General features: G+C 59.4%; 15 protein-coding genes. 4 read left to right on the top strand and 11 right to left on the bottom strand.

The genetic code is table 11. From position 1 onward, the window contains the following. The 4 genes from Q0894_RS12520 to tviB all read right to left on the bottom strand — a co-directional run bounded on the left by Q0894_RS12520 (position 1) and on the right by tviB (position 8,151). A complete protein-coding gene (locus Q0894_RS12520) occupies positions 1-1,200 on the bottom strand; it encodes a glycosyltransferase (protein ID WP_299235870.1) in 1,200 nt (399 codons plus the stop codon). A 25-nt stretch (positions 1,201-1,225) separates the two neighbouring features. Next, positions 1,226-4,537, bottom strand: a complete 3,312-nt coding sequence (locus Q0894_RS12515; RefSeq protein WP_299235868.1) for a glycosyltransferase — start codon at positions 4,535-4,537, stop codon at positions 1,226-1,228. 282 nt (positions 4,538-4,819) lie between these two features. Continuing rightward, the gene (locus Q0894_RS12510) at positions 4,820-6,802 is read right to left on the bottom strand and encodes an acyltransferase family protein (RefSeq protein ID WP_299235866.1); all 1,983 of its coding nucleotides are present in this window, start codon (positions 6,800-6,802) and stop codon (positions 4,820-4,822) included. A 71-nt stretch (positions 6,803-6,873) separates the two neighbouring features. Further along, positions 6,874-8,151: a Vi polysaccharide biosynthesis UDP-N-acetylglucosamine C-6 dehydrogenase TviB gene (gene tviB / locus Q0894_RS12505; protein ID WP_299235864.1), complete on the bottom strand. Its 1,278-nt coding sequence runs from the start codon at positions 8,149-8,151 to the stop codon at positions 6,874-6,876. 794 nt (positions 8,152-8,945) lie between these two features. Here tviB and cysQ point away from each other — a divergent pair. Next, entirely contained in the window at positions 8,946-9,737 is a 792-nt protein-coding gene (gene cysQ, locus Q0894_RS12500) for a 3'(2'),5'-bisphosphate nucleotidase CysQ (RefSeq protein WP_299235862.1), read from the top strand. A 226-nt stretch (positions 9,738-9,963) separates the two neighbouring features. Then, on the top strand, positions 9,964-10,542 hold the full coding sequence (locus Q0894_RS12495; protein ID WP_299235860.1) for an OmpW family outer membrane protein: 579 nt from the start codon (positions 9,964-9,966) through the stop codon (positions 10,540-10,542). Positions 10,543-10,685: 143 nt separating this feature from the next. Here the strand turns inward: Q0894_RS12495 and Q0894_RS12490 are convergent, their stop codons facing one another. The 7 genes from Q0894_RS12490 to Q0894_RS12460 all read right to left on the bottom strand — a co-directional run bounded on the left by Q0894_RS12490 (position 10,686) and on the right by Q0894_RS12460 (position 22,330). After that, positions 10,686-11,852, bottom strand: coding sequence for a nucleotide sugar dehydrogenase (locus Q0894_RS12490; RefSeq protein ID WP_299235858.1), 1,167 nt, complete (start codon positions 11,850-11,852; stop codon positions 10,686-10,688). 162 nt (positions 11,853-12,014) lie between these two features. Further along, complete coding sequence (locus Q0894_RS12485) at positions 12,015-15,950, bottom strand: AAA family ATPase (RefSeq protein WP_299235917.1); 3,936 nt, start codon at positions 15,948-15,950, stop codon at positions 12,015-12,017. A 35-nt stretch (positions 15,951-15,985) separates the two neighbouring features. Then, on the bottom strand, positions 15,986-16,636 hold the full coding sequence (locus Q0894_RS12480; RefSeq protein WP_299235856.1) for a tRNA-(ms[2]io[6]A)-hydroxylase: 651 nt from the start codon (positions 16,634-16,636) through the stop codon (positions 15,986-15,988). Between the two features lie 808 nt (positions 16,637-17,444). Next, positions 17,445-17,879, bottom strand: a complete 435-nt coding sequence (locus tag Q0894_RS12475) for a transposase (RefSeq protein WP_299235854.1) — start codon at positions 17,877-17,879, stop codon at positions 17,445-17,447. A gap of 1,043 nt (positions 17,880-18,922) precedes the next feature. After that, positions 18,923-19,834 (bottom strand): 3-hydroxyisobutyrate dehydrogenase, encoded by a 912-nt coding sequence (gene mmsB / locus Q0894_RS12470; protein WP_299235852.1) that lies wholly within the window; start codon positions 19,832-19,834, stop codon positions 18,923-18,925. Between the two features lie 90 nt (positions 19,835-19,924). Further along, positions 19,925-21,079 carry an enoyl-CoA hydratase/isomerase family protein gene (locus tag Q0894_RS12465; RefSeq protein WP_299235850.1) on the bottom strand — a complete coding sequence of 385 codons (1,155 nt, stop codon included), beginning with the start codon at positions 21,077-21,079 and terminating at the stop codon, positions 19,925-19,927. An 84-nt stretch (positions 21,080-21,163) separates the two neighbouring features. Next, entirely contained in the window at positions 21,164-22,330 is a 1,167-nt protein-coding gene (locus Q0894_RS12460) for an acyl-CoA dehydrogenase family protein (RefSeq protein ID WP_299235848.1), read from the bottom strand. Positions 22,331-22,710: 380 nt separating this feature from the next. Here Q0894_RS12460 and Q0894_RS12455 point away from each other — a divergent pair, with 380 nt between their 5' ends. Beyond that, positions 22,711-23,160 carry a MerR family DNA-binding transcriptional regulator gene (locus Q0894_RS12455; protein WP_299235846.1) on the top strand — a complete coding sequence of 150 codons (450 nt, stop codon included), beginning with the start codon at positions 22,711-22,713 and terminating at the stop codon, positions 23,158-23,160. A gap of 86 nt (positions 23,161-23,246) precedes the next feature. Further along, entirely contained in the window at positions 23,247-24,938 is a 1,692-nt protein-coding gene (locus Q0894_RS12450; RefSeq protein WP_299235843.1) for an AMP-binding protein, read from the top strand. The last annotated feature ends 240 nt before the right edge of the window (positions 24,939-25,178 follow it).

Here is a 25,178-nt window from a genome sequence, read left to right as displayed (position 1 = left end):
CTACTTCACTCGCCGTGCTTCAATCATGTGTTCCTCGCCCCTCGAAAAGCGAGCAACAAGCGCGGCCGCTTGCTCGGCACCATTCTCGCATGCCAGGCCGTAACCGCCAGGCGACCGCTCCGCCGTCATCACCCTGTCTACCAGAGACGTGAAGCGCTTATCGTCGTAGGTCGTCATCACCTCGTAGTACCCCTCCCTCCTGACTTGATTGACACGTTTCAGCTGGTCATCGGAACCCGTTGACACGTTGGGGATGAAGATCGTTGGCACACCATAGGCCACCGCCTCACACACCGAGTTGTAGCCCCCCGCCATGACTGCCAGGTCGAAGGCCTCATAATAGCGGCTATTGGGATAGTCCATGATGACCCGGTCAGCGCCAGTAGGCCCACTAGACTGAAGTGAAATCGGAGATCGTGCCACCACAACCAGAAAGCCCCGGCGCTTGAGCGCCCGGATCACTTGGCCCTGGAGGTCCTCGACCTCATTGATATTGCCGGCCCCCAGCTGCACATAAGCGAAGGGACGCTCGGCATCGAGAGAGAGCATGCGTCGAGCATGCGCCCGCTCCAGCAGCTCCTCCCGGCCCAGCAGGTAGATGGGATTGACGGCGAACAGAGCCGCGTCATCGTCAGCCGCGACATCAACCCGCGCCGACACCTCCTGAGGGAAGATCACTTTGTCGAATCGCGACGCGTAGATACCGCCCTTTTCCCCCTTGGCCGCGGCCTTGTTGAGCCCTCGCTTCACCCATACCCGCTCTATCCTTCTCCGGTAGCGCCTAAGCACTCGCCTCAGCCCCACATAGGGAAAGCTGCCATCGAAAACGAGGCAGGCCGGCCGATACAGCTCGATCACCTCTTCCAGGCTCCTGCTGAACAGCCGGTTCCAGTCCGCCTGGCTCACACTGCGGCCAGCCAGGGCCGCGGGCGGAATATGATGGCAGATAAAACCGGCGCGATGCACGATGGGCAGCGCGATACTGGTGGTCACGAAGACGATGATGGCACCGGGGTCACGCTGCCTGACACGCCGAGCGATGGCAAGACAGCGGGTAAGGTGCCCAAGGCCGACACCATTGATGGGCAGGAATAGGTAAACCCCCTCTCGCTTCCGGTAGCGCAGGGCGCGAAAACTGGGCACCAGGATCCACAGCTCCTTTAAAAGCTCCCTGGCCCTGTGTTTCAAGCTGTCGATCATGCAGGGTCATCCATGCCATGGCTCATCATTTCGGCTCACCCGTCTCTACCCATCGCTTAAAGCGGCGCACAGCCTCTTCGAGATCGCCCGACGGCAGTGTGCCACCTTCAGCGCGAGCCCCGTCACGGTGATAGCCCAGGCGGCTCTCGGTGGCCTCATGGGAGTACCGGCGCTCGACCACCGACCGGACCCCCGTCAGGAAGCTAACCCGCGCCTCATCATCCTCGGCTAGCCTCGTCATCACCGCCTTGACGCCGGACGGTGCCGTATAGAGGGCGAGGTCACCGAAGGTCTCTTCGAAGGAGCGCGGCAGTATAACAGGAACGCCGGACAGCATGGCCTCTACCACCGTCCTGCCGAAGGCCTCGACCAGGTTCTCGCTGGGGAAGTAGACGAAGACATCGAGAGAGGCGAGATAGTCGGCGGGGTGCAGGGCGCCGAAATCGTGCACAACCCAGTTGTCGGGGCATCGGCCCAACATCTGAACCGCCCGCTTGGCACCGCCCAGGATCTCGACCCGATAGGCGTCATCGTCGGGGTAGACATCAAGAAGCTCGGCCCTTGAGTCGGGCCACTTCTCTTGGCTGTCCCTACCGTGACGGCCGATGACGAAGGGAAGTGTAATCTTTGGCTTGGGCGAGAAGGGATACTCCTTCACATCAAAGGTGGGCGTCCATAGCAACTCGCCAATCATGGATTCGGGCAGACCGATCTGCGGAAGCTCGCGCCTGATCCGCGGCCCGATAGCATACATCCCCACGTTGTCGCCAGGCAGGGCCGTCACGGCTTCACGGAACCGCTCGGCCTCGTAGACGCTTTCACCCGTTGATCGCCGAATCGAATTGTTGACGACAATGATCACATTATCGCTCTCGACCCTTTCGGCAAAACAGTGAAAACGCCGGCTGCATACCACCTGGGGGTGACGAACAATGACGAACTCGGCATCTACTCGATCAACCGAATGGAAGTAAACCACGTCATCAAGCACCTCTCGGTAGCGATTCGCTATCGGCTTCCCCGCGCTGATGTTAGACGGCAGATGCAGCATCTTGACTTCGAAGCCCTGGCGCTTGAGCTGATGGTACTCGGCGAGCGTGGAGGAGGCATTCCCGCCAGGGAACCTCAGGTCCGTGATGATGCAGGCATGCCCCGTCACGCATGTCTCTAGGCCCGAGTGTGCCAGGTTCTGTTGCCTGGCTTCATATGGCACTCGCATCGGCTTCGGCACCGGGAACGGATAGAACGCTTGCCATGGATCTAAGTAAAGGTCATCGACAGACAGCGACGCATGCCACGCCTTGAAGGCGTCACGGAATGCTTTTCTAACCTCCGAGAGCCCCCTCTCGGGCGAATACCCATGCTCGGCGTGATTCGTCAACCCTTCCGGGGCATCCAGGCAGAACATGGCAGGAATGAAGTCTCTCGGGATGCTCCCCCCAAGGTACCTTTCAGCGCGGTGTATCAGTTCACTATCCCCGGCGAATCGCACAGCGATCCACCCCCCCAGCACCTCGAGCAGAAACGTCCTCTCGAAGATTGCGGAAATAAAGGCGCCGGCCAGGACCCCATCGTAGCTATTGGCGACCCGCTTGTTGAATCGCGTGATCCGTCCTTCGGCATTCAACCGCAACATGCCGGCGATGGAGACCTTGCGTCCTTTGACCTTTTCAAGCTGAAGTTCGATGCGCTGGGGGTGCGCCCAGTCGTCAGCATCATGCCCGGTGATGTAGTCACCGCTAGCCTGGCGCAAAGCGAGATTCTTTGAGACGTAGGGCCCCACGTTGCTAGTATTATTAATGACCCTGACTCGATTATCGCACCGCTCGAGGCGTTGGCAGATCTCTAACGTGCGATCATCGCTAGCATCGTTGACGATGATTAGTTCTATGTTTCGCCAAGTCTGCGCTAGGATAGAAAAAGCGGAGAACTCTAGCGTTTCCTGCGCGTTGTAAGCGGGCATGATCACACTCACCTTGGTCTCGCTTTCGACGGTGGCCAAGGGGGCTGTACTTAATCGAAAGAAACGAGACTTTCCTGCATCCTTAAGGGCTACTGGTGCCATGTCAAACTGGGCGATATAGGCATTCACGCTTGCCAACCACGCCTGATCGTTGGCCATATCACGATTTGCCCTGAGCAGATGAATGCCTGGCCTCTCCCTGGCATCGGCGCTACTTTCCGCAAAGGCAATCGCCGCCTCGATACCTTCGCGCTTCTCCACCTCCCAGGCACTCCACAGGGTGTTCCGCGGCTTCCTCCCAACCCTCCCCTCTTTTCCCTGTACCCTCTTTTCTTTGACCGCTCGATAGAGCCGCGCAGGCATGCCGGGCCACCGCTGAGGCTGGCGCATATCCTTGACTATCATATCGACCAGTTGGAATCTCAGGCTATTGCTCACTGCAGCCTCTCGCCTGCGCAGTTCAGCCATCTCCAGCTTAAGCTTATCGATCCTGGATTCGAGCTTGGCGTTTTCCTCGAGCGCCCGATGCAGGGCCGTCTCGTCGACCGTCTCACGACGACTACGGTTCAACACATCACTGTTGACCGTCTGCTCCAACGGCTCTTTCGCCACGTGTACCTCACCGGCCTCTTGCTCATGAACGGTAGCAGCGACACCATGCTTAAAGAGCACAGGGGAATGACGCATATTGTTCATCACCACTAAGCCATGGCGCTGCATTTCATCACCTAGCCAGCGCTTGATTGTCGCCGTCTCATCTGCACGTGCCCCATCATCCAAGACGACGACCGCATGCTCATGCAAATAGGGCGCAAAGACGGGGTAGGCGGGATAGCGAGCCTGAGGCTGGGTCGCAGCAGGCGGTCCATCCACCAGAAGAAAATCTATCTTGGACCCGCCAAAGGTCTTTTCGAGTTCGGCCTCGTCGAGATCGTACCAGAGGTGATTCTCATCGCCTATCGTCCTGACGACCAGCGGCGCGTGTAAGAGATGCACGATCTCCTCCAGGCCATTTTCCTCCAGCATCGAGCGCGTCTTTAGGTAATAGTCATAATCATGCTCGAAGGAGAAAAGCCTTCCCGACCCGGTGGTCTTGAGTGCCTCTCCCAGCACCAGCGTTGAGAAGCCGGACCCTAGCTCGACTACGGTCCGGTAACGATGCTCGACGACTTGGCGATAGAGCCACCACGCCATCTCGGGAGGCACCGTCCAACTGGTGAGTCCTCCCAACGGCTCCATATCACCAAAGACCTTATCGGCAAGAATCTGCCGATAAGTCCAATCTTTCAACAAATCATCTTCCAGTCTTTTCAGTCTCTGGTCTAGAGTTGAACCGATTTTTTTTATGATATATTTATCTGAGCTCTGATCCATACAACCACTCCCTACCTATGGGTTCTGTGTGACTCAACACACTTGACTAATGACTCATTACGCTTGATACACCACTCCCTTATCACCAAAGAATACGATTGAGAGGGTATGGAATGACTCGGGATAAAGTGATTACACAACTAGACTTAGAGTAGGACCGTGGACAAGGATTAGACATTGTGCAGCTGCGCAAGATTATTGAAAAATAAACTTCATCAATTGACGATAAACGTCTTCTTCGCACCACTTTTCTCATCATCACAATCGAAAAAAGAAATATGACTATCTCCCAAAATCCCCACCAGTATATTGAAAAATAAGATCAGAGGCTTTCTTCATTTCATAAATGGACCCATATATTGATAGATGATGATAATCCCTGTATGTGGCTCTACCTTCCTCATCACTGAAACGACATTCACCTTCATAACATTGCGACTTATGAATAGGTATGTACTTTTCGGAAAGATATTCCATTCTTTCACTATAAGAAATCTCTGAATTCACTGATTTTTCGTCTGGACCACATACAGTCTTAAGAAACTCGTCTGATAATAAAAAATCAGGAACACTACGGCATTGGGCGATTTGGTTACCAGGACGAATGAAGTCACCAAGGACAAATACATCATGCTGAGATTTTTCAATACGTCTTACTAACGTCCTATTTATTTCACTAATCCGCTCGGGTCTATCTCGCTTTGCACTGGTTATGAATATCAGAGCCTCGCCGTTATAAGAATCAGCCCAATCTAAAAATGCGTAATTTAAATCAATACATGCCTGCGTCCCACTTTCAGTAGGGAAATTTCTCACGAACCCTTTGAATCCACTTTGTGGTATACATCCACTAATATATGCGATGGCGACATTATACTCAGGATATAATTCGGAGAGACCAGCAACCAAATGCAATGCATGGCTATCCCCCCATGCTATTACCGTTTTTTCAGATCCTCGATCATTTTGGCATGTAAAAATCTCTTCAGGAAACCCATCTATTTCATCTTGACAATAAATTCGGCGCTCTAGCGCTCGCCACTCCGCATTTTTTAAAGTTTCTCTACTTTCAGGAATACGCCAATTAACATCTTTCATCCCATTAAGTAAGAATGCAATGCCGACCATGCCTAATCCAAAAGTCACTTTCAGCGTGAATTTTGAAAAAAAACTGCTGAAAGAATTAAAAAAACCAATCTTTCGCGCCGGTTGCTCAACAAAACGAAACATAGCCAAAGCAACTGCCAGCATTATTAAAAACAAACCAACACTTTCCAATAAAGAAGGCAAACCAAACAGTATTGAATAATAAGATATAATAGGCCAGTGGACCAAATAAAGAGAATAACTGATACCACCAATGAAAACCATAACCTTATTGGCCAAAAGCAATGAGGCAAGGCGAGAACTAAATGAAGAGTAAATAGCAAGAGCTGAAGCAATCGAAACCAAAAGCGCGTTATGGAATGGGAACACACTATCTTTATTTAGATAGACTACAGCGAAAGCAAGAATACAACCCGAAAGTAAAAACAAAAAATCCGACAAACCTGCCGATATTTTCGGTTGCTTTTTAAAGTAAGCAACCCCAAGCATTGCTCCAACACCAAATTCAAATATTCTAAACGGCATCAAGTAAAAAGCACTTGACACTCCATCTTCAAACGATGCGCTAAAACCATAGCCTGAATACAAAGCTTCAGGAACCCCCCAACCAAACACATACATACTCAACAAAAAGGAAAATAGAGATAGGGCGAGAACACCATAACTGATTGTATTTATTGACTTCAACTTAGCCAGAAAAACGATAAAAACAGGCCAAACAATATAAAACTGCTCTTCGACCCCGAGCGACCACGTGTGCAACAGTGGCTTTTCAAGCGCCTCAATATCAAAGTAACCTATTTGCGACCAAAAGTATATATTTGAAACACTAAATATAGCAGCTAGCGAAGAATCTATAAGGAGACTAAGCCTCTCCTCTGAAAGAAGTAAAAAACCCGCAAAGGAAGTAAAAACTACCGTCACTACCAAAGCGGGCAATATCCTTCTTACTCTTCTAAAATAGAATTCAGATATAGAAATCCTTCCATCCTGAACATACTCTTCAACTAAAAGCCCAGTGATCAAATAGCCACTAATCACGAAAAAAACATCAACACCTATAAACCCCCCCGAAAAGCCAGTAATACTAAGGTGGTTAAGCACGACAATTAATACAGCAAAGGCTCGAATACCTTGTAATGGTTTTTGATATTTCATATTTAACCAAGCTAAAACCTGACAACCCTAGAGTAAAAACTATAATAGCGACCCCTCAGCACCTTAATTTTTTACAACCGTAACTCAACCTCATACTTTTCGAAAACACACTTCAGGTCATAAAGGATATTCACTGGTTTACCCCAACGACGAATCATTTTTACACCCATTTCACGAAATTTGTCGTGCGCTACCGCTAACACGATAGCATCATATGATTCTTCAGTGGGTGTATCGACGAGACTAACACCATACTCACGCTCTGCTTCGCCTTGGATAACATGCGGGTCGTAAACGTCGACCTCTACATTGAAATCAGAGAGCTCCTTTATAATATCAACCACTTTAGTATTGCGTAGATCTGGACAGTTTTCCTTGAAGGTCAGCCCCATGATCAGAACCCGTGCCCCCTCTACGTGGATACGCTCTTTGATCATTTTCTTGACCAGTTGCCCGGCAACGTACGACCCCATGCCATCGTTAACTCTTCGCCCTGCGAGGATGACTTGGGGGTGATAGCCAACTTGCTCAGCTTTATACGTTAAATAATAGGGGTCGACTCCAATACAGTGACCGCCCACAAGACCAGGGCGAAATGGCAAAAAATTCCATTTGGTACCGGCGGCTTTCAGAACTTCTTCGGTATCTACGCCAATGCGATTAAATATCATTGACAACTCATTAATAAGAGCGATATTCAGATCACGTTGAGTGTTCTCTATCACCTTTGCGGCTTCAGCAACCTTGATCGAACTTGCTTTGTGTGTTCCCGCGACAATCACCCTTTTGTAAAGCGTATCCACGAAGCCTGCAGCTTCTGGCGTCGATCCTGAAGTAACTTTCATAATTGTCGTAACACGGTGTTCCTTATCACCCGGATTGATACGCTCGGGGCTATATCCTGCAAAGAAGTCTTGATTGAAAGTCAACCCAGAAACTTTCTCTATTATCGGAATGCAGTCTTCTTCAGTAGCGCCAGGGTAGACAGTGGACTCGTAAATGACAACATCACCTTTGTTGATGACCTTGCCCAAAGCCTCACTTGCTCTGATGAGGGGCGTCATGTCTGGCCTTGCACTACTATCGATAGGGGTCGGGACCGTCACGATGTAGGTGTTACAGTTTTTTAGGGCATCAAGGTCACAGGAGAAGCTGAGCTTGCTGGCAGATTTCATAAGCTCTGGTTCAACCTCTAAAGTATGGTCAATGCCATCGTTAAGCTCATGAATTCTTTTTTCATTGATATCATAGCCGACTGTTGGCAACACTTTTCCGAACTCAACGGCCAAAGGCAAACCTACATAGCCGAGACCGATAACACCAAGCTTCACATCTTCAAGTTTCAGCATTATTAATACCTATAATTACTATGTGGCCTAATGAAAAGACTATTCTATAGTCAATTATCAGGAAAAACGCATGAAAGGTTCAGACTGCGAGGATGTCGGCAAGATACGTCTCATCCAGCGCGTCTTTCTTCTGTTTTCACCGGATTCCACACTTGAAAGACTTCTCCTCTTTCAAGTAGTTCAGCGCGATATGCCGGACCCTGGCAAGATTTTCTGGGTTCTTCATCGTTTCATGCGTTGTCCCTGTCCCTTATCTTGAATTTTCTTCAGCCACGCTACCGCCCAGGGATTTCACCGGGCGTTTCCCATGCCCTTCAGAAACATAGACATCGCTGGGCATGTGGCCCAAGCCGATCTTCATTGGTGGCGCAATATTCTACGCAACTTCGCCTTTCGGCTCCACGCCGAGAAGCGATAGCGTACGGTTTTAGAGGCCCCAAGACGGCAACCTGCCTCATTCCGGCAAGAGTGCCCTTGGCGGCGCCTGGCCGCCCTCGTGCCAACCAAAGGCAAGGGTGGTTTTTACCGTTCGATGCAGCGCCATGATCTTGTGCTGCCCTGGCTGCTATCGGGCTCAGCGCTTGAAAAAGCAAGGTTGTGCCATGTCGGGATTTCCTGCGTCCTCAAGCCTTGAGATGATCACGAGGTGATCCCCGACACGCTACATGTTCATCGCCACTCAACGATGAACCATTCACCCCTCATTGCCACAAGGCGCCTTGGGCGCCGGTCACGATGCAGAGCCGAAACGCCGGACCGGCCTCCCCTACAGCCCATCAACCATCGAGACGTTTATGTCATTGCACCTTTCTAAATTGCTCGACACCGCCGAGCGCATCGCCCTCAAGGCCGGCGATGCCATCATGGCCATCTACGCCCGCGACTTCGCCATTGAGGAGAAGGCGGACAAGAGCCCGCTGACCGAGGCGGACAAGGCGGCCCACGAGGTGATCGTGGCGGGTCTGAACGCGCTGCCCATGAGTATACCCGTACTCTCTGAGGAGGATACCGAGGGCTTCGCCGGAGCCGATGCCAATGGCCGATACTGGCTGGTCGATCCGCTGGATGGCACCAAGGAATTCATCAAGCGCAATGGCGAGTTCACCGTCAATATCGCGCTGATCGAGAATGGACGACCGGTGCTGGGCGTGGTGGTCGCCCCGGCTCTCGAGGTCTCCTACCTGGCCGCCCAGGGCGTGGGCGCCTTCAAGGTGGAATGGGGTGAAGGCAAGGCCAACGAGCGCCAGGCCATTCGCGTCGCCGACAGGCCCGCCGAGGGTGCGATGTGGCGCGTGGTGGGCAGCCGTTCCCACCCGAGCCCCGATCTGGCCGAATGGCTGGAGACGCTCGGCAGCCACGACATGGTGCCCATGGGCAGCTCGCTGAAGCTGTGCCTGATCGCCGAAGGCGTGGCGGATGTCTACCCGCGCCTCGGGCCTACCTGCCTGTGGGACACCGGCGCCGCCCAGGCGGTGGTCGAGCAGGCCGGCGGCCGGGTGGTGACCCTGGAAGGCGAGCCGCTCGGCTACGCCACACCCGGCGAGACGCTGAATCCTCACTTTATCGTCTGGGGCCACGGCGACTGAGCAGGCACGCGCGACGTCGATCCGCTAAGTAGGCTGCATATTCCTGGCAGACGCCAGAGAGCTCGGCGTAGCCCTGACGGCTGACCCAAAGAGACCAGAGGGACTGGGGATTCCTTGCCGTCTGCTGCGACCATATGTCGAGAACAGTTTGAAAACACTGTTTCCTTATCGTATAGTGTGGGTGTTGCATCTTGGATGATGTAGAACACGAGAAGGAGAGAACACTATGCGCTTATCCCCTGTCATCGCTGCTGCTACTCTGTCACTGTCTCTGGTTGCCGGTCAGGCCATGGCCTACCAGGCGGGAGATGTGTATGTTCGCGGCGAGTTCGAGAAGTCCGACATCAATGGCGACGAGCTCTCCAAGGAAAACGCCTTCGGTCTGGCCGGTGGCTACCTCTTCCACGACAAGCTGGGGATGGAGCTCAGCATCGGCGAGGACGTCGAGCACGACTACAGCCTCGCGAGTGGCCAGACCGGCACCCTCGACCGCATGCCGGCTAACCTGATGTTGCAGTACTACCCGCTGGGCGGGGTGGAAGCAGCTCGCATACAGCCGTTCATCGGCGCTGGCGTGAACTACACCCGCTTCTCCAGCGTGAGCGGCGCCGGCATGGACGTCGACGACAGCTACGGCTTCGCCGGTCAGCTGGGCGTTGACCTGACTATCACCAAGAACCTCAGCGCCACAGGTTTCGCCCGCTACACCGAGGTCGACGCCGAGTTCGAGCAGACCGGCCAGACCGTCGAAGACCTGCGCCTCGACCCGGTCTCTGTCGGCGCGGGTGTCACCTACCGCTTCTAAGCGGCATACGCCTCAGGCAGACAGCGCCGGGCCCCTTCCCAGGGCCCGGCGTTTTTATATGTGCTGATTTCCTTATTCTATTCGTGGTGAGGCCTCAGGATTCTATTCGTGGGGATGCGTCAGGGTATGACCTCTCAGCGGGCTCAGTCGCTGCCAAACAGATCCCGTGTGTAGACCTTCTCGGCCACGTCGGCGAGCTCATCGGCCATGCGATTACTGAGGATCACATCGGCCTCCGTCTTGAAGGCCTCAAAGTCACGCAGCACCCGGGAGCCGTAGAAGGTCTCTTCCTCGAGTACCGGCTCATAGACGATGACCTCGATGCCCTTGGCCTTGAGACGCTTCATCACCCCCTGCATGGCGCTGGCGCGGAAGTTGTCGGAGCCCGACTTCATGATCAGCCGGTAGACGCCCACTACACCCGGTCGTCGCGCCAGCACCTGGTCGGCGATAAAGTCCTTGCGGGTGCGGTTGGCATCCACCACCGCCTGGATCATGTTGCTGGGAACATTCTCATAGTTGGCCAGCAGCTGCTTGGTGTCCTTGGGCAGGCAGTAGCCGCCGTAGCCGAAACTCGGATTGTTATAGTGGCTGCCGATGCGCGGGTCGAGCCCCACTCCCTCGATAATCTGGCGGGTATCCAGGCCATGGGTCTCGGCGTAGCTGTCCAGCTCGTTGAAGTAGGCCACCCGCATGGCGAGGAAGGTATTGGCGAAGAGCTTGATCGCCTCGGCCTCGGTGCTGTTGGTGAACAGCACCGGGATCTCCTCCTTCACCGCGCCCTGGGTCAGCAGCCCCGCAAACGTTTCGGCGCGGGCGGAGCGCTCCCCCACGATGATCCGCGAGGGGTGGAGGTTATCGTAGAGGGCCCTGCCCTCGCGCAGAAACTCCGGCGAGAAGAGCAGGTTCTCGGTGCCATGGCGGCGGCAGGCGTCGGCGGTGAATCCGACCGGCACGGTGGACTTGATCACCATCACCGCGGCAGGATTGATATCGCGCACATCCTGGATCACCGCCTCAACGCTCGAGGTATCGAAGTGGTTGGTGCGCGGGTCGTAGTCGGTGGGTGTGGCAATCAGTACAAAGTCCGCCTCCCGGTAAGCGGCTTCCTTGTCGAGCGTAGCCGTGAAGGAGAGCGCGCGATTGGCGAGAAACTCGCTGATCTCGGCATCCTCGATCGGCGAGATGCCCGCATTGAGCGCCTCGACCTTCTCCGGGACAACATCCAGCGCGACCACATCGTTGTGCTGGGCCAGCAGTATGGCGTTGGAGAGGCCTACATAACCGGTACCGGCAATGGCGATCTTCATGGTGATTCCTTTCTGTGTTCGTAACGTCATTGATTGATTCATCGCAGCGTGACGCCCAACCGGGGAGGCCTTTGGCCTCCATTCGCCCGGCAGAGCCGGCCTCCCACAATGAATCCCAACCTCCCGTCGCGAGGAAAAGCCGTTTCGACGGACTGATCCCTCCTACAAGGCGGTATCCACCGCCCGGGGCTGGGCACGATCGAGCAGGCTGTGCCAGCGGGTGAGAATGGGGGCGTCACTGTAGCTGATTTCGGCGAGCAGACGGCGGAACTCCTGTCGAGCCACGGCGTCGGCGGAGTCGATCAGGATCAACCAGGCCTCCAGCGCCGTGATCTGCAGGTGCAGGTTGCCATCCTCGCGGGCATCGTTCAGGGCCAGCTCGATCAGGGCCACGAGCTCCTCCCGCGGATGACCGAGGCGCTGACGAACTCGGGCCAGCTGAATGGCGAGCTCCGGCACGAACAACGTGGAGCGTTCGCGGGCAAGCATCAGGGCCTGGTCGAGGTAGTCCTCGGCACGGGCATACTCCCCCAGGGCCATGCAGGCATCCACGTACCACAGCGAAGGCCGTGCATAGTGGTCGCGCCCGGTCAGGTCGGTGAGCTCCTCGAGGGTGGCGTCGACCTTGGCGAGACCGTCACGATCACCGGCAATGGCGCGCTGCCAGCCCAGCACGCTTCTTGCCGCCATCTGCCATAGCTGCAGGTCGGGGGTACCGGTCATCTGATGAGCGCGCTCGGCACGGTCGGTCGCCAGATGCACATGCCCCAGCTGACGGTAGAGCGCGGCGGCATACAGCAGCGCCATGGCCAGACTGCCGGGATGGCCTATGCGTTCGGCGAGGCGAATCGCCGATTCCACCTGGGCCTCGGCGCGCCGGTAGTCGCCACGCAGACAGAGCGCCCAGCTCTGGAAGCAGGCCGCCGCCACCTGAGGGTGGTCGGAGAACGGCAGCCACTCGATCATCATCTCGGACTCGAGCGGGTTGATCTCGTCGAGATGGTCATAGGCCAGCGGGATGCGCCCGGCCCAGTATTCGCAGCTTGCCTGGGCATACTCGGCGAGGCGGGCATAGCGGGGATCGCCAATCTTGCGGGCGAGATCGGCCAGGGCGGCGGCGAGACGAAAGGCGTCGGCATGGGCGTGGCGCTGGCTACACCCCACCCACAGCCCCCACTTGACCAGAAAGGCCTGCTCCAGATCGACGCTCTCGCCCTCCTCGGCCAACGCCTTGATCAGCTCCCGGGCCCGCACGAAGCTCTCGTGGGCGGTGGGCGAGCCGTGTCCCTCCAGGGCGAAGGCAGCCTGGCCACGCACGGTCAGCAGGCTGATCTCGCGCTCGGCCTGCCCCTCCACCTGGCGCAGGCTGACCAGGCCAAGGTCGGCCATCTTCAGGGCGGTACGGTTGGCGCTGACCTTGAGCGCCTCGCGGGCCGCCAGCTCATAGTAGCGAGCGCCGCGGGCATAGTGACCGCTGCGCCGCAGATGGGTGGCGAAGTCGCCCGGGTGACGACTGATCCATATCGGGAAGCGCTCCTCGATCAGCTCGACCACCTGGCGATGGATGGCAGTACGCACATCCCGCGGGCAGGAGAGGTAGGCGGCCTCCTGCAGCAGCTGATGGGTAAACTGGAACTCGCGACCGCTGTCGTCACCCTCGGCGGGTTCGATGATCTCCAGGTGACGCATCTGCTCCAGGGCCCGGGTCAGGCGCTGGCCGTCCAGCTCGCTGCATTCGGCCAGGAAGTCGTAACGGAAGCGGCGCCCCAGCACCGCGGCGATATGCGCCACTTCCCGGTCGCCATCGAGCTGGTCGATGCGACTGGCCAGCAGGCCAAGCAGGCCGTGGGGCAGCTCGTCGAGCTGCACGCTGCGCCCCTCGCGGCGGTCCATGTCGACTCGGCGCACGATCTCCTGGAGATAGAGCGGCACGCCGTCGCAGCGCTCGATGATCTGACCGCGCAGACGTGGGCTGATATGCAGGCGATAGCGCCGCGCCAGCTGGGAGAGCAGCCGCGAGGCCTGCATGGCGTCAAGCTTGCCGAGGGTGACCTGCTGGTCCCAGTGCAGCTTGGCGGGCAGGCCTTCGCGGCCATGGTGGCTGGCCACCAGCATGAAAGCGCAGTTGATGGGCAGGCGCGCCTGCAGTCCCGTCAGCACCTTGAGGCTGAGCTCGTCGAGCCACTGCAGGTCGTCGATCATCAGCACCAGGGTGCGCTCGGCGGCGATCTGGCCGATTAGCCGCTGTACCAGGCCGACCACCAGCTCCACCGACTCGCCACACTGGGCGAGCTCGGTGCCGTCACTCGCCGCGCGGACGCCCAGTGCCGTATCGAGCAGTCGGCGGCGCGCCTCGTCGGGTTCAGGCAACGACAGGCGCTGGTATAGGGCGGTCAGGCTCTTGGCATCCAGGCTCTCGGTATCCGGGCTCTTGGTATCCAGTTCATGTCCCAGATGCCAGCGCAGCAGCTTGCGGGCCACCCCATAGGGCTCCTGCACCGAGAGACGCGTGGTGGGCTGCCAGCAGATGGTGGCCTCGCGGCTCTGCTCGAGCTGACGGAAGCCGACCAGCAGTGCCGACTTGCCCATGCCCGAGGGACCGCGCACCAACACGCTCTGGCGCAGGCCAATGCCGGCACGGGCCAAGGCGTCACGCAGCATGCGCAGCTGGGTCTCGCGGCCGACCAGGCTCGGGGGCAACGCCTCGCGACCACCTTCGTTCGCACCAAGAACAAGTGCCCGCAGACGCACCCGGCCATCACTGGCCACCAGGCGCGAGCTCAAGCGTGGCTGCAGGTCGAGGGCCGGCGGCATGTGCTGACTGGCCTCCTGGGAGATCACCAGCTCGCTGCCCTCGGCGGCACTCATCAGCTCTAGGGAGCCCTGAGTCACCTGACCCAGAGGGTCGACCAGGCGTCGCTCGGGCAGATAGATCACCCGGCCGCTGTTGAGGCCCGCGGCCAGCTCGACCCGAGGGGGCTCCCCCTCCTCCGCCCAGTGGCGTGCCGACTCCTCGGGCAGCATGCGCCGGCAGTGTTCATAGAGTGCCACCAACTCGGCCAGCTGGTGCGCCGGCCCGTGGGTACCGAAGCAGGCCAGCCCCAGCCCGCCGGTGGCGCCGGGCAGCCAGAAGCCGCCCAGATGATGACACTGCTCCTCCAGCCAGCGCATCAACTCGAACTGCAGCATCAGGTTGGCGCGACTGGAGGAGCGGGTGGAGAGATCGCCCTTGAGACGCAGGCGAATGGCCATCACCGAGAGCTGACGCTGCTCGATCTCGTCTTCCCTCAGAGGAGAACTGTCCGGGGCCAGGGTACGCGAGAACCCCAGGCTGGCGGCGCTGGCATCGGCTTGGGCGTCAGACCAGTAGCGAGCCAGCTGCAGGAAGCCGGCCTCGGGCTGCTGGCCGGAGAGCGCCAGCAGCTGCAGATAGGCGTTGTACTGCTCATGGGCCGCGGCCAGCTGACCCTGTTCGGCAAGCTGGCGAACCAGGCGCTCGTGGAAAGGGCCGTAGCCCGAGAAACGATTGACCAGCGCCTCGAGCAGCGTATCGGGCACGATATCGAAGCGCTCGAGCACCGCTTCGGCGAAGCGAATCACGCGCTGACGCCAGTCGTTGCGCACCTGCACCAGCCAGCGCTGAAACTCGGGGCAGTGGGTGATCTGCAACTCCTCCACCAGGTCGCCCTGGTAGTGTTCGAGCAGCGCGTCCAGGGTCGAGAGTTCGCGCTCCCCCTCGAGCAGCTGCTGGATATCGTGCAGGTCGAGACTCCAGTGCTGGGGCAGTTGGAAGGCGATGGTCTGACGGGAGACGACCAGCACCTCGTCGGCGTGTTCTCCCAGCGACTGGCGCAGGCAGTGCAGCGCGTGACGCAGATTGGTGCGCCCCGACGAGAGCCCCTGGTCGGGCCAGAGCAGCTCGGCCAGAGTCGCCCGGCTGACCGGCTGATGGTGCAGCAGCAGGTAGACCAGTAGCGCCTTGACCTTGTCGTAGCTGAACTGGGTTAGGGTGTCCTCGCCGAGAGAGAGCGAGAAGTGGCCGAAGAGTGTCAACCGCACCGCGGCAGGGGTATCGGCTGCGTCGGAAGCATCCCGCATCATGGTATTCCTGCGTCCTTGACGGTGAGCCGGGATCAGGCCGGCACACCGCTATGAAAACGAAAGGCCGTATCCGGCTCTTGTATCAGCTCAGCTTCGCGCTCGGCGAAGAAGGCAATGCGAGCATCCACCGGGGCATCGCTCAGATGCCGTGCCAGCATCAGGTAATCCTCGTAGTGGCGTCCCTCTGACTTAACCAGAGTGCGATAGAACTTGGCAAGTTCCGCATCGAGGTGAGGTATCAGCCGCGCGAAGCGCTCGCAGCTACGCGCCTCGATCAGGGCACCGATGATCAGGATATCGAACAGCCGCTCGGGATCATTGGCGCGCACATGGCGTCGCAGCCCCTCGGCATAGCGCGAGGCACTCAGATGGCGGTAGGTGATCCCGCGGGTCTCCATCAGCTTGACCACCTGCTCGAAGTGCAGCAGTTCCTCGCGCGCCAGCTGGCTCATCTTGGTAAGCAGCAACGGCTGATCCACGTAGCGGTAGAGCAGGCTCATGGCGGTGGAGGCCGCCTTCTTCTCGCACTGGGCGTGGTCGATCAGCAGCAGCTCGGGGTTTTCCAGCGCCCACGCCACCCACGCATCGGGGGTACGGCAGCCAAGGAACGCCAGCAGCTCATCGGAAAGCAGCGCTTCGGCATCGGTCTTTACGGCGGCAGGCTCGGACAGGGTCTCGGACATGGTCGGTTCGCGTCTCACCGGGTGAAGATAACGTTAAAACGTTATGGTAGCGCGAAGCGCGCCGTGAGTGGAGATCATTCTACCTTTGTGGCAGGTGGCCTGAGGCTTGTGATAGGAGGCCGGAGAGCCGTATCGAGGGGCCCGTGAATTGTGGTGAGAGGCAGACGAGCCATGGCTGAAGACCTGCGGCTATGTGGTGGGAGTCAGGTGAGCCATGGCAAGGGGCCAGCGAACTGTGGTGGGAGGCAAGTGAGCCATGGCAGAAGACTTGCAGCTATGTGGTGGGAGGCCGGGTTCCCCGGGCGAAGGCGCCGTAAGGCGCCCCAGGGTGTTGCTAAGCTTGCTGGTACCTCCGGGGAGGCCTTCGGCCTCCATTCGCCCGGCAGAGCCGGCCTCCCACCAGGTACCCAAGCTGGCCAGTCGGATGAGAGGCCCCTCCCCTAGCCAAATAGACCCTGGTGGCAGGTGGCCTGCGGCTTGTGGTGGGAGGCAGGTGAGCCATATCAAGGGCCCGCGAATTGTGCTGGGAGGCCGGCGAGCCATGGCAGAAGACTTGCAGCTATGTGGTGGGAGACAGGTGAGCCATGGCAAGGGGCCCGCGAACTGTGGTGGGAGGCCGGGTTCCCCGGGCGAAGGCGCCGTCAGGCGCCCCAGCGGTGTTGCAAAGCTCTCTGGCATCTCCGGGGAGGCCTTCGGCCTCCATTCGCCCGGCAGAGCCGGCCTCCCACCTGGTGCCCAAGCCAACCAAGTCGGCCTCCCACCCTACCGCTCAAGACAGCTTTCTACAGGAGCATGAAACTAGCTGCACTCAAAACCAGACTGCATCCCAATAGGGATAATTCAGGATATTGTCGACTAACCCCGCCCGCAGCGGATTACCCACGATGTAACGGGCAATCTTGCGCAAATCTTCCTCACGGCGGACCCCATGATCATGAAAGCCATCCTGCCAGAGCCTGGAGCCGACACGGCATGACACCAAGGCTTTGTAGATTCTGACCGCCTCCGAAAGACTTCCCTCGACCTGCAGGAGCCAGTGAATATGGTCAGGCATCACGACGAAGGCCAGGGTGTCAGCGTGGCGACGCACCGATTCTGCATAGAAACTGCAGCTGGCGTGGGCGGCGTACTGGAATTCGAGAAACTTTGGCTGACGGCCCATTGTTACCGCCGTTACCAGGTAACAATGACCAGTAATGGACTGGCGCCCACCTCGCAAGGCATGGCTATGATAGCACTCCATACCCTTCCTCCCCAGGAACTAATAGACAGATTAGTCCCGGGAAGAGGAATGATGTGTCAGCAATTTCATGCGAAGGCCGTCGGTGTTCGCCGGCTTCCCTTAAGAGCGCGGTGGGATGCTGGGCCCTCAGGATATTCAGCGGCCAGCTACAAAGGTGAAAGGACGGCAGAGCGTGGCAGGAAGCTTGAGGCTTATGGGGGGAAACAGGCGAACCATGTCAAAAGGGCCGCGAATTATAATTGGAGGTAGGTGAGTAGCAGGAGGCCTGCAGCTATGCGGTAGGAGGCCGGCGAGCCATATCGAGAGCCCAGAGAATTGTGGTGGTAGGCAAGTGAGCCATTGCAGAAGACTTGCGGCTATGTGGTGGGAGGCCGGGTTCCCCGGGCGAAGGCGCCGCCAGGCGCACCAGGGTGTTGCTAAGCTTGCTGGTACCTCCGGGGAGGCCTTCGGCCTCCATTCGCCCGGCAGAGCCGGCCTCCCACCAGGTACCCAAGCTGGCCAGTCGGATGAGAGGCCCTTCCCCAGCCAAATAGACCTTGATGGCAGCCGGCCAGTGACTTGAAGTGAGAAGCTAGCGAGCCATGTCAAAGGGGCCGCAAATTGTGGTGGGAGGCAGGAGACATGGCAGGAGGCCTGCGGCTATATGGTAGGAGGCCGGGTCCCCCGGGCGAAGGCGCCGCCAGGCGCCCCAGCGGTGTTGCAAAGCATGCTGGCATCTCCGGGGAGGCCTTCGGCCTCCTTCGCCCAGCAAAGGCAGCCTCCCACCAGAGGCCCCAGCCAGCCATTAGCAAGACTGGATCCTCCGCCACCAAACCAGCCTCCCACCAGAGGCCCCAGCCAGCCATTAGCAAGACTGGATCCTCAGCCACCAAGCCGGCCTCCCACCAGAGGCCCCAGCCAGCCATTAGCAAGACTGGATCCTCCGCAACCAAACCGGCCTCCCACCAGGTGCCCGTGTCGGCCATTAGCAAGAGTGAATCCTCCGTAACCAAGCCGGCCTCTCACCAGTTAGCCAAGCTGGCCTTGCACAAAGCAGCGTGGCCTTACTCCCCTTCCCGATAAAGCTTCTGGATGCTGGAAAAGTCGAGGCTGCCGCTGCCCTGGGCGCTATGCAGGGCGAAGAGATTGCGGGCCTGGGAGCCCATGGGCACGGTGGATTTGGAGCCCAGCGCCAGTTCCCAGGCGAGGCCGAGATCCTTGGCCATCAGGTCGGTGAGGAAGCCTCCCTGGTAATCGCGACTGGCGGCAGAGCCTTCCATGACGCCCGGCCAGGGGTTGTAGACGTTGAGCGCCCAGTTGCCGCCGCTGCTCTGCTTCATGATCTCGGAGAGCACGGCCGGGTCCATGCCATTCTTGACCCCCAATGCCAGGGCCTCGGCGGTGCCACTCATCAGGATGCCGAGCAGCATGTTGTTGCAGATCTTGGCGACCTGGCCGGCGCCGCTCTCGCCGGCGTGGAAGATGTTCTTGCCCATGACATCGAGCACCGGCCTGGCCTGCTCGAAGCCTTCGGCGCTACCGCCGACGATAAAGGTCAGGGCTCCCGCCTTGGCACCGCCTACGCCACCGGAAACCGGGGCATCGAGCCAGGTCACACCGTGCTCCTTGGCGGCGGCAGCCACCTCGCGGGCATCCTCCGGCGAGATGGTGGAGGCGTCGATGATCAGCGGCTTGGTGTTGCCAGCGCCGGCCTCCAAGGCTTCGAGCAGGCCGGGCGCCCCGTCACGCCCCAGGTAGAGGCTCTTGACGTGCACGCCGGCGGGCAGCATGGAGATGATCACCTCGGCGCCCTCCACGGCGGCCCCGGCGGTCTCGGCGCGCCTGGCACCCTCGCTCTCCAGCGCCTGCATGGCGCTCTCGACCAGGTCGAAGACGGTGACGCTGTGGCCAGCCTTAACCAGGTTGCTGGCCATGGGGGCGCCCATATTGCCGAGGCCGATAAAGGCGATATTCATAATTGATTCCTTGTGATTGTTGCGTTGTATATGGGGACTCTTTTGGGGTCAGACCCCATGGCTTGGGGTCTGACCCCGAAGCTCAATTCGTTATCCCACCCGCTGGCCATGGCCCAGGTCGCGCAGCGGGTGTTCCTCGCTGGTCCAGGGCGATTCGAACATGGCATCGATAAAGGTGGCGGGGACGCTGGCGACATCGCTGTAGGTCCACCGGGGGTTCTTGTCCTTGTCGATCAGCAGCGCGCGCACGCCTTCGACGAAGTCGCCGAGGCGGCCGCACTGCACCGAGAGCACCAGCTCGTCGCGGAAGGCGTCGGCGAGGCTGGTGTGGGCGTGGCGCTCGAGCATGCGCCACACCAGATGGGCACTGATCGGGCAGCCGGCGGCCAGGCGCTTGCGGTTGGCGGCAAGCCACTTGTCCTCGCTGTCATCGGCCAGGATGCGTGACACGGCGGTCTCGACATCGACGTTGCCGACCAGCGCCTGAATGGTGTCCTGGTGCGGTGATACCTGTCCTTCCGGCGCCTGTTCGCGCGCCTCGAAGCGGTCGATCACGGCCTGCACGGTGGCACGCCGTGCCTTCGCGCTGCGATCGCCGAAGTCGGCCTCCCCCAGTGCATCGAGCAGTGCCGCGCGGCGCTCACGGGGGATAAAGTGATCCCCCAGGCCAATATCCAGGGCATCCCGGGCATTGAGCTGGGCGCCGGTAAGGCCCAGGTAGGCCCCCACGCCCGGCGGCATGCGGTTGAGGAACCAGCTGGCGCCGATATCCGGATAGAGCCCGATGGTGATCTCGGGCATGGCGATCAGCGTGGTCTCGGTGACGAGGCGGTGGGACGCCCCGGCCGTCAGGCCCAGGCCACCGCCCATGACGATGCCATCCGCCCACACCATTACCGGCTTGGGAAAGGTGTGGATGCGGTAGTCGAGCCGGTACTCCAGGGTGAAGTAGGTCGCCGGCAGCTCGCTGTCGCGACCCGACCCGCGGTTGTCACCCTCCTCATTGAGGGCTCGATAGAGCGCGACCACGTCGCCACCGGCGCAGAAGGCCTTCTCGCCACTGCCCTCGATCCATACCGCGACGATATTGCGATCCACCGCCCAGGCCTCGAGCTTGGCATCGAGCTGCCGCGCCATCTCGAGTGACAGCGAATTGAGCGAGCGCGGGGCATTGAGGGTGGCGACGCCGATGCGCCCACCGTCGGCGGTGGGCCGCTCGTCGAAGAGCACGGGAAGGTCCGACATCCTGGTCTCCTTATTGCTTTTTTATGCGAGTTACTGAATTCAGGCGACTTGCATGAATCAGACAAGGCGGCTTGTTCGGGCGTGCTATTGCAGCGATTCGATCACGCCGTCGGCGAGCAGGCGCCGCGCGACGATCAGACGCATGATCTCGTTGGTCCCCTCGAGAATCTGGTGAACGCGGGTATCGCGCACCAGGCGCTCCAGGGGGTACTCGCGGATATAACCATAACCGCCGTGCAGCTGCAGGGCCTCGTTGCAGACACTGAACCCCATGTCGGTGGCGAAACGCTTGGCCATGGCACAGTGGGCGGTGGCCTCGGGGTCACCATTGTCCAGGCGCCAGGCGGCGTGACGCACCATCAGACGTGCGGCGGTGAGCTCGCTGGCCATATCGGCAAGCTTGAACTGCAGCGCCTGGAACTGGTTGAGCTCACGTCCGAACTGCTTGCGCTCGGCCAGGTAGTCGCGAGAGAGGGTCAGCGCCTGTTGAGCGGCCCCCAGGGAGCAGCTGGCGATATTGAGGCGACCCCCGTCGAGGCCCTTCATGGCGAACTTGAAGCCCTCGCCCTCCTCGCCCAGACGGTTGGTGACCGGCACCCGGACGCCGTCGAAGCTGACCAGACGGGTCGGCTGACTCTTCCAGCCCATCTTCTCCTCGTTCTTGCCATACTCGATACCGGCGGCATCGGCAGGCACCACGATGGCCGAGACGCCCCCTGCACCGCTGTCCGGCGCCCCGGTGCGAGCCATCACCACCAGCACTTCGGTGGCACCCGCCCCGGAGATAAACATCTTCGAGCCGCTCAGCACATACTCATCGCCCTCGCGCACGGCCTTGGTGCGAAGGCTGGCGGCATCCGAGCCGGCACCGGGCTCGGTGAGACAGTAGGAACCCAGCGCCTCGCCGGCTACCATTGCCGGCACCCAGGCCTCGCGCAGGGCATCATCGCCCCAGTTGGCGATCATCCAGGTCACCATATTGTGGATGGTGAGGTAGGCGGTGGTGGCCACACAGCCCTGGGCGAGCTGCTCGAAGATCAGCGAGGCCTCCAGTCGCGAGAGCCCCAGGCCGCCGTGCTCCTCGGGGGTATAGATACCCAGGAAGCCGGCCTCCCCCGCCCGGCGAATCACGTCAACCGGAAAGTGAGCGTTGGCGTCCCACTCGGCGGCATGGTCGGCGAGCTCGGCCCGGGCGAAGTCTGCCGCGGCCTGGGCCAGTGCCTTCTGGTCATCGGTCAGGGAGAAGTCCATGGAAGATTCCTCGTCGTCTCGTTGTTATGAAATTCGATATGAAATTCGATATGAAAGTCGTTATGAACGTAGCTATGAAGTGAAGCCTTGATCGGGTGCAGTGGGCAAGTGCGATAAGCCAATACTGTAAGCAGGTGCAGGGCCACTCGATATCATGAACCGTTATCATCAACACTTGTCACGGCGTGCTTCGTAGTGGCGCACCTCGCGGCCGTGATATCTGGCGCTACGGGTTAGTGGCACCAACCTAGCACTTGCTTGGTTTATCCCATATCAACCCATGGTCTAACAAGACCTTTACGTTAACGTAAACCTCGGCTAGTGTTGCCTGAAGGCGGGCGAGCCACGCTCCGCTTGCCAATAACAAACGGAAGACACTCATGACTCAATCACCCTCCACCTCGGCTCCCGCCACTGCACAGGACGGTCCGCTGCCCCGCCAGCGACGCACCTACAGCATCGGCGAACTGGCCAAGATGTTCGAGGTCACCACGCGCACCATCCGCTTCTATGAGCAGGAGGGTCTGCTGGCTCCCGAGCGTCGCGGCCAGACTCGCATCTATGATGAGAAGGATCGTGTGCGCCTGAAGCTGACCCTTCGCGGCAAGCGCCTGGGCTTCTCGCTGGCCGAGATCCGCGAGGTGGTCATGATGTACGACGCCATGCCCGACGGGAATCGGCGCCAGCTGCGACGCCTTATCGAGATCCTGACCGACAAGCGCCGCAATATGGAGCGCCAGCTGGAGGACATCCGGTTGATGCAGCTCGAGCTCGACGATGTCGAGCGCCGCGCGCGCGAAGTGCTGGCGAGCCTCGGCGATAGCGATTGAGCCGGCAGTCGCCAGGATCCAGGCCGTGCTGTCCAGACGCCCAACAATTTCAGAAATAATTTCAGCAACAAGCGCGAGGCACGCTCATGACACGCCAACTCAACTCGATCAGCTATGTCAGCGGCACCAGTGATACCCCACTCAAGGGCCAGACCATCGGTGACTGCTTCGACGAGACCGTCGCACGCTTCCCCGACGGTGACGCCCTGATCAGCCGTCACCAGGGGCTTCGCTATACCTGGAAGGAGCTCCAGGAGGCCGTCGATAAGGCCGCCCGCGCCCTGCTTGCCATCGGCGTGCAGAAAGGCGAGCGGGTGGGCATCTGGTCGCCGAACTGTGCCGAGTGGACCATTACCCAGTTCGCCACGGCCAAGATCGGCGCCATTCTGGTCAATATCAATCCCAGTTACCGCACCCATGAGCTGGAGTACGCCCTCAAGCAGTCCGGCGCCTCGACGCTGGTCCTGCAGGGGGTATTCAAGAGCTCCGATTATGTGGCGACCCTGGCAGAGCTGGCACCGGAGCTGCGCGACGGCGGACCGAGCACCTTCAAGAGCGCCACGCTTCCGGAGCTCAAGCGCGTCATCTGCCTGGATGGCGATCGCGCCCTGACCGGCATGTTCAGCTGGCAGTCGATGCTGGCTCATGCCGACGAGGTCTCCGCCGAGCACCTCGCCGAGGTGCAGGCCACCCTGCAGTTCGACGACCCGATCAATATCCAATACACCTCCGGCACCACCGGCGCGCCAAAGGGTGCCACCCTCTCCCATCACAATATCCTCAACAACGGTTTCTTCGTGGCGCGCACCATCGCGCTCACCGACAAGGACCGCATGGTGATACCGGTACCTCTCTACCACTGCTTCGGCATGGTAATGGGCAACCTGGGCTGCATGACCCATGGTGCCACCATGATCTATCCGGGGGATGGCTTCGATCCCGAGCAGACCCTGCGTGCGGTCTCCGAGGAGAAGGCGACCACCCTCTATGGCGTGCCGACCATGTTCATCGCCGAGCTGGAGCACCCGGACTTCGAGAGCTTCGATCTCTCGCACCTGCGTACCGGCATCATGGCGGGCTCCATCTGCCCCATCGAGGTGATGCGCAAGGTGATCGATCGCATGAACATGCAGGACGTCACCATCTGCTACGGCATGACCGAGACCAGTCCGGTGAGCCTGCAGACCGAGACCGACGCCCCGCTGGAAAAGCGCGTCACCACCGTGGGCACCATTCACCCCCACCTGGAGGTCAAGCTGGTGAGCCCCGAGACCGGCGCCGTGGTCCCCCGTGGCGAGACCGGCGAGCTCTGCACTCGCGGCTACAGCGTGATGCTCGGCTACTGGAACAACCAGGAGGCCACCGACAAGGCCATCGATGAGGCGGGCTGGATGCACACCGGCGACCTCGCCACCATGGATGACGAGGGGTATGTGGCGATCGTCGGGCGCATCAAGGACATGATCATCCGCGGCGGAGAGAACATCTATCCGCGCGAGATCGAGGACTTCCTCTACACCCACCCCGCCGTCTCGGATGTGCAGGTAATTGGCGTCCCGGACGAGAAGTATGGAGAGGAGGTGATGGCCTGGATCAAGCTGACCGAGGGCGAAGAGCTGAACGAGGAGGAGCTCAAGGCCTTCTGCAAGGGCAAGATCGCCCACTACAAGGTGCCGCGCTATGTGAAGTTCGTGGATGAATTCCCGATGACCGTCACCGGCAAGATCCAGAAGTTCAAGATGCGTGAGGAAGCCGTGCACGAGCTTGGCTTGAAGTAGGGGCCAAGCAGCCAAGCGAAAGGTAGAAAGTAGAAAGAGAAACCCCGCGGGCCTCAAGGGCCGGCGGGGTTTCTGATTCTATGCACCGCCACCCGCTGGGAGGCCGACAAACTATGGCAGGAAGGCTGGGTGTGGTGGGAGGCCGGGGCCCCCGGCGAATGGAGGCCGAAGGCCTCCCTGGCAATGCCAAGGAGCTGGGCAACTCCTCCGGGGCGCCCGGCGGCGCCTTCGCCCGGCAAA

The sequence above is a fragment of the uncultured Halomonas sp. genome, assembly GCF_947501415.1.
Classification (GTDB): Bacteria; Pseudomonadota; Gammaproteobacteria; order Pseudomonadales; family Halomonadaceae; genus Halomonas.
Note: the sequence above shows the minus strand (reverse complement) of the source record. Positions and strands in the feature narration are given on the sequence as shown.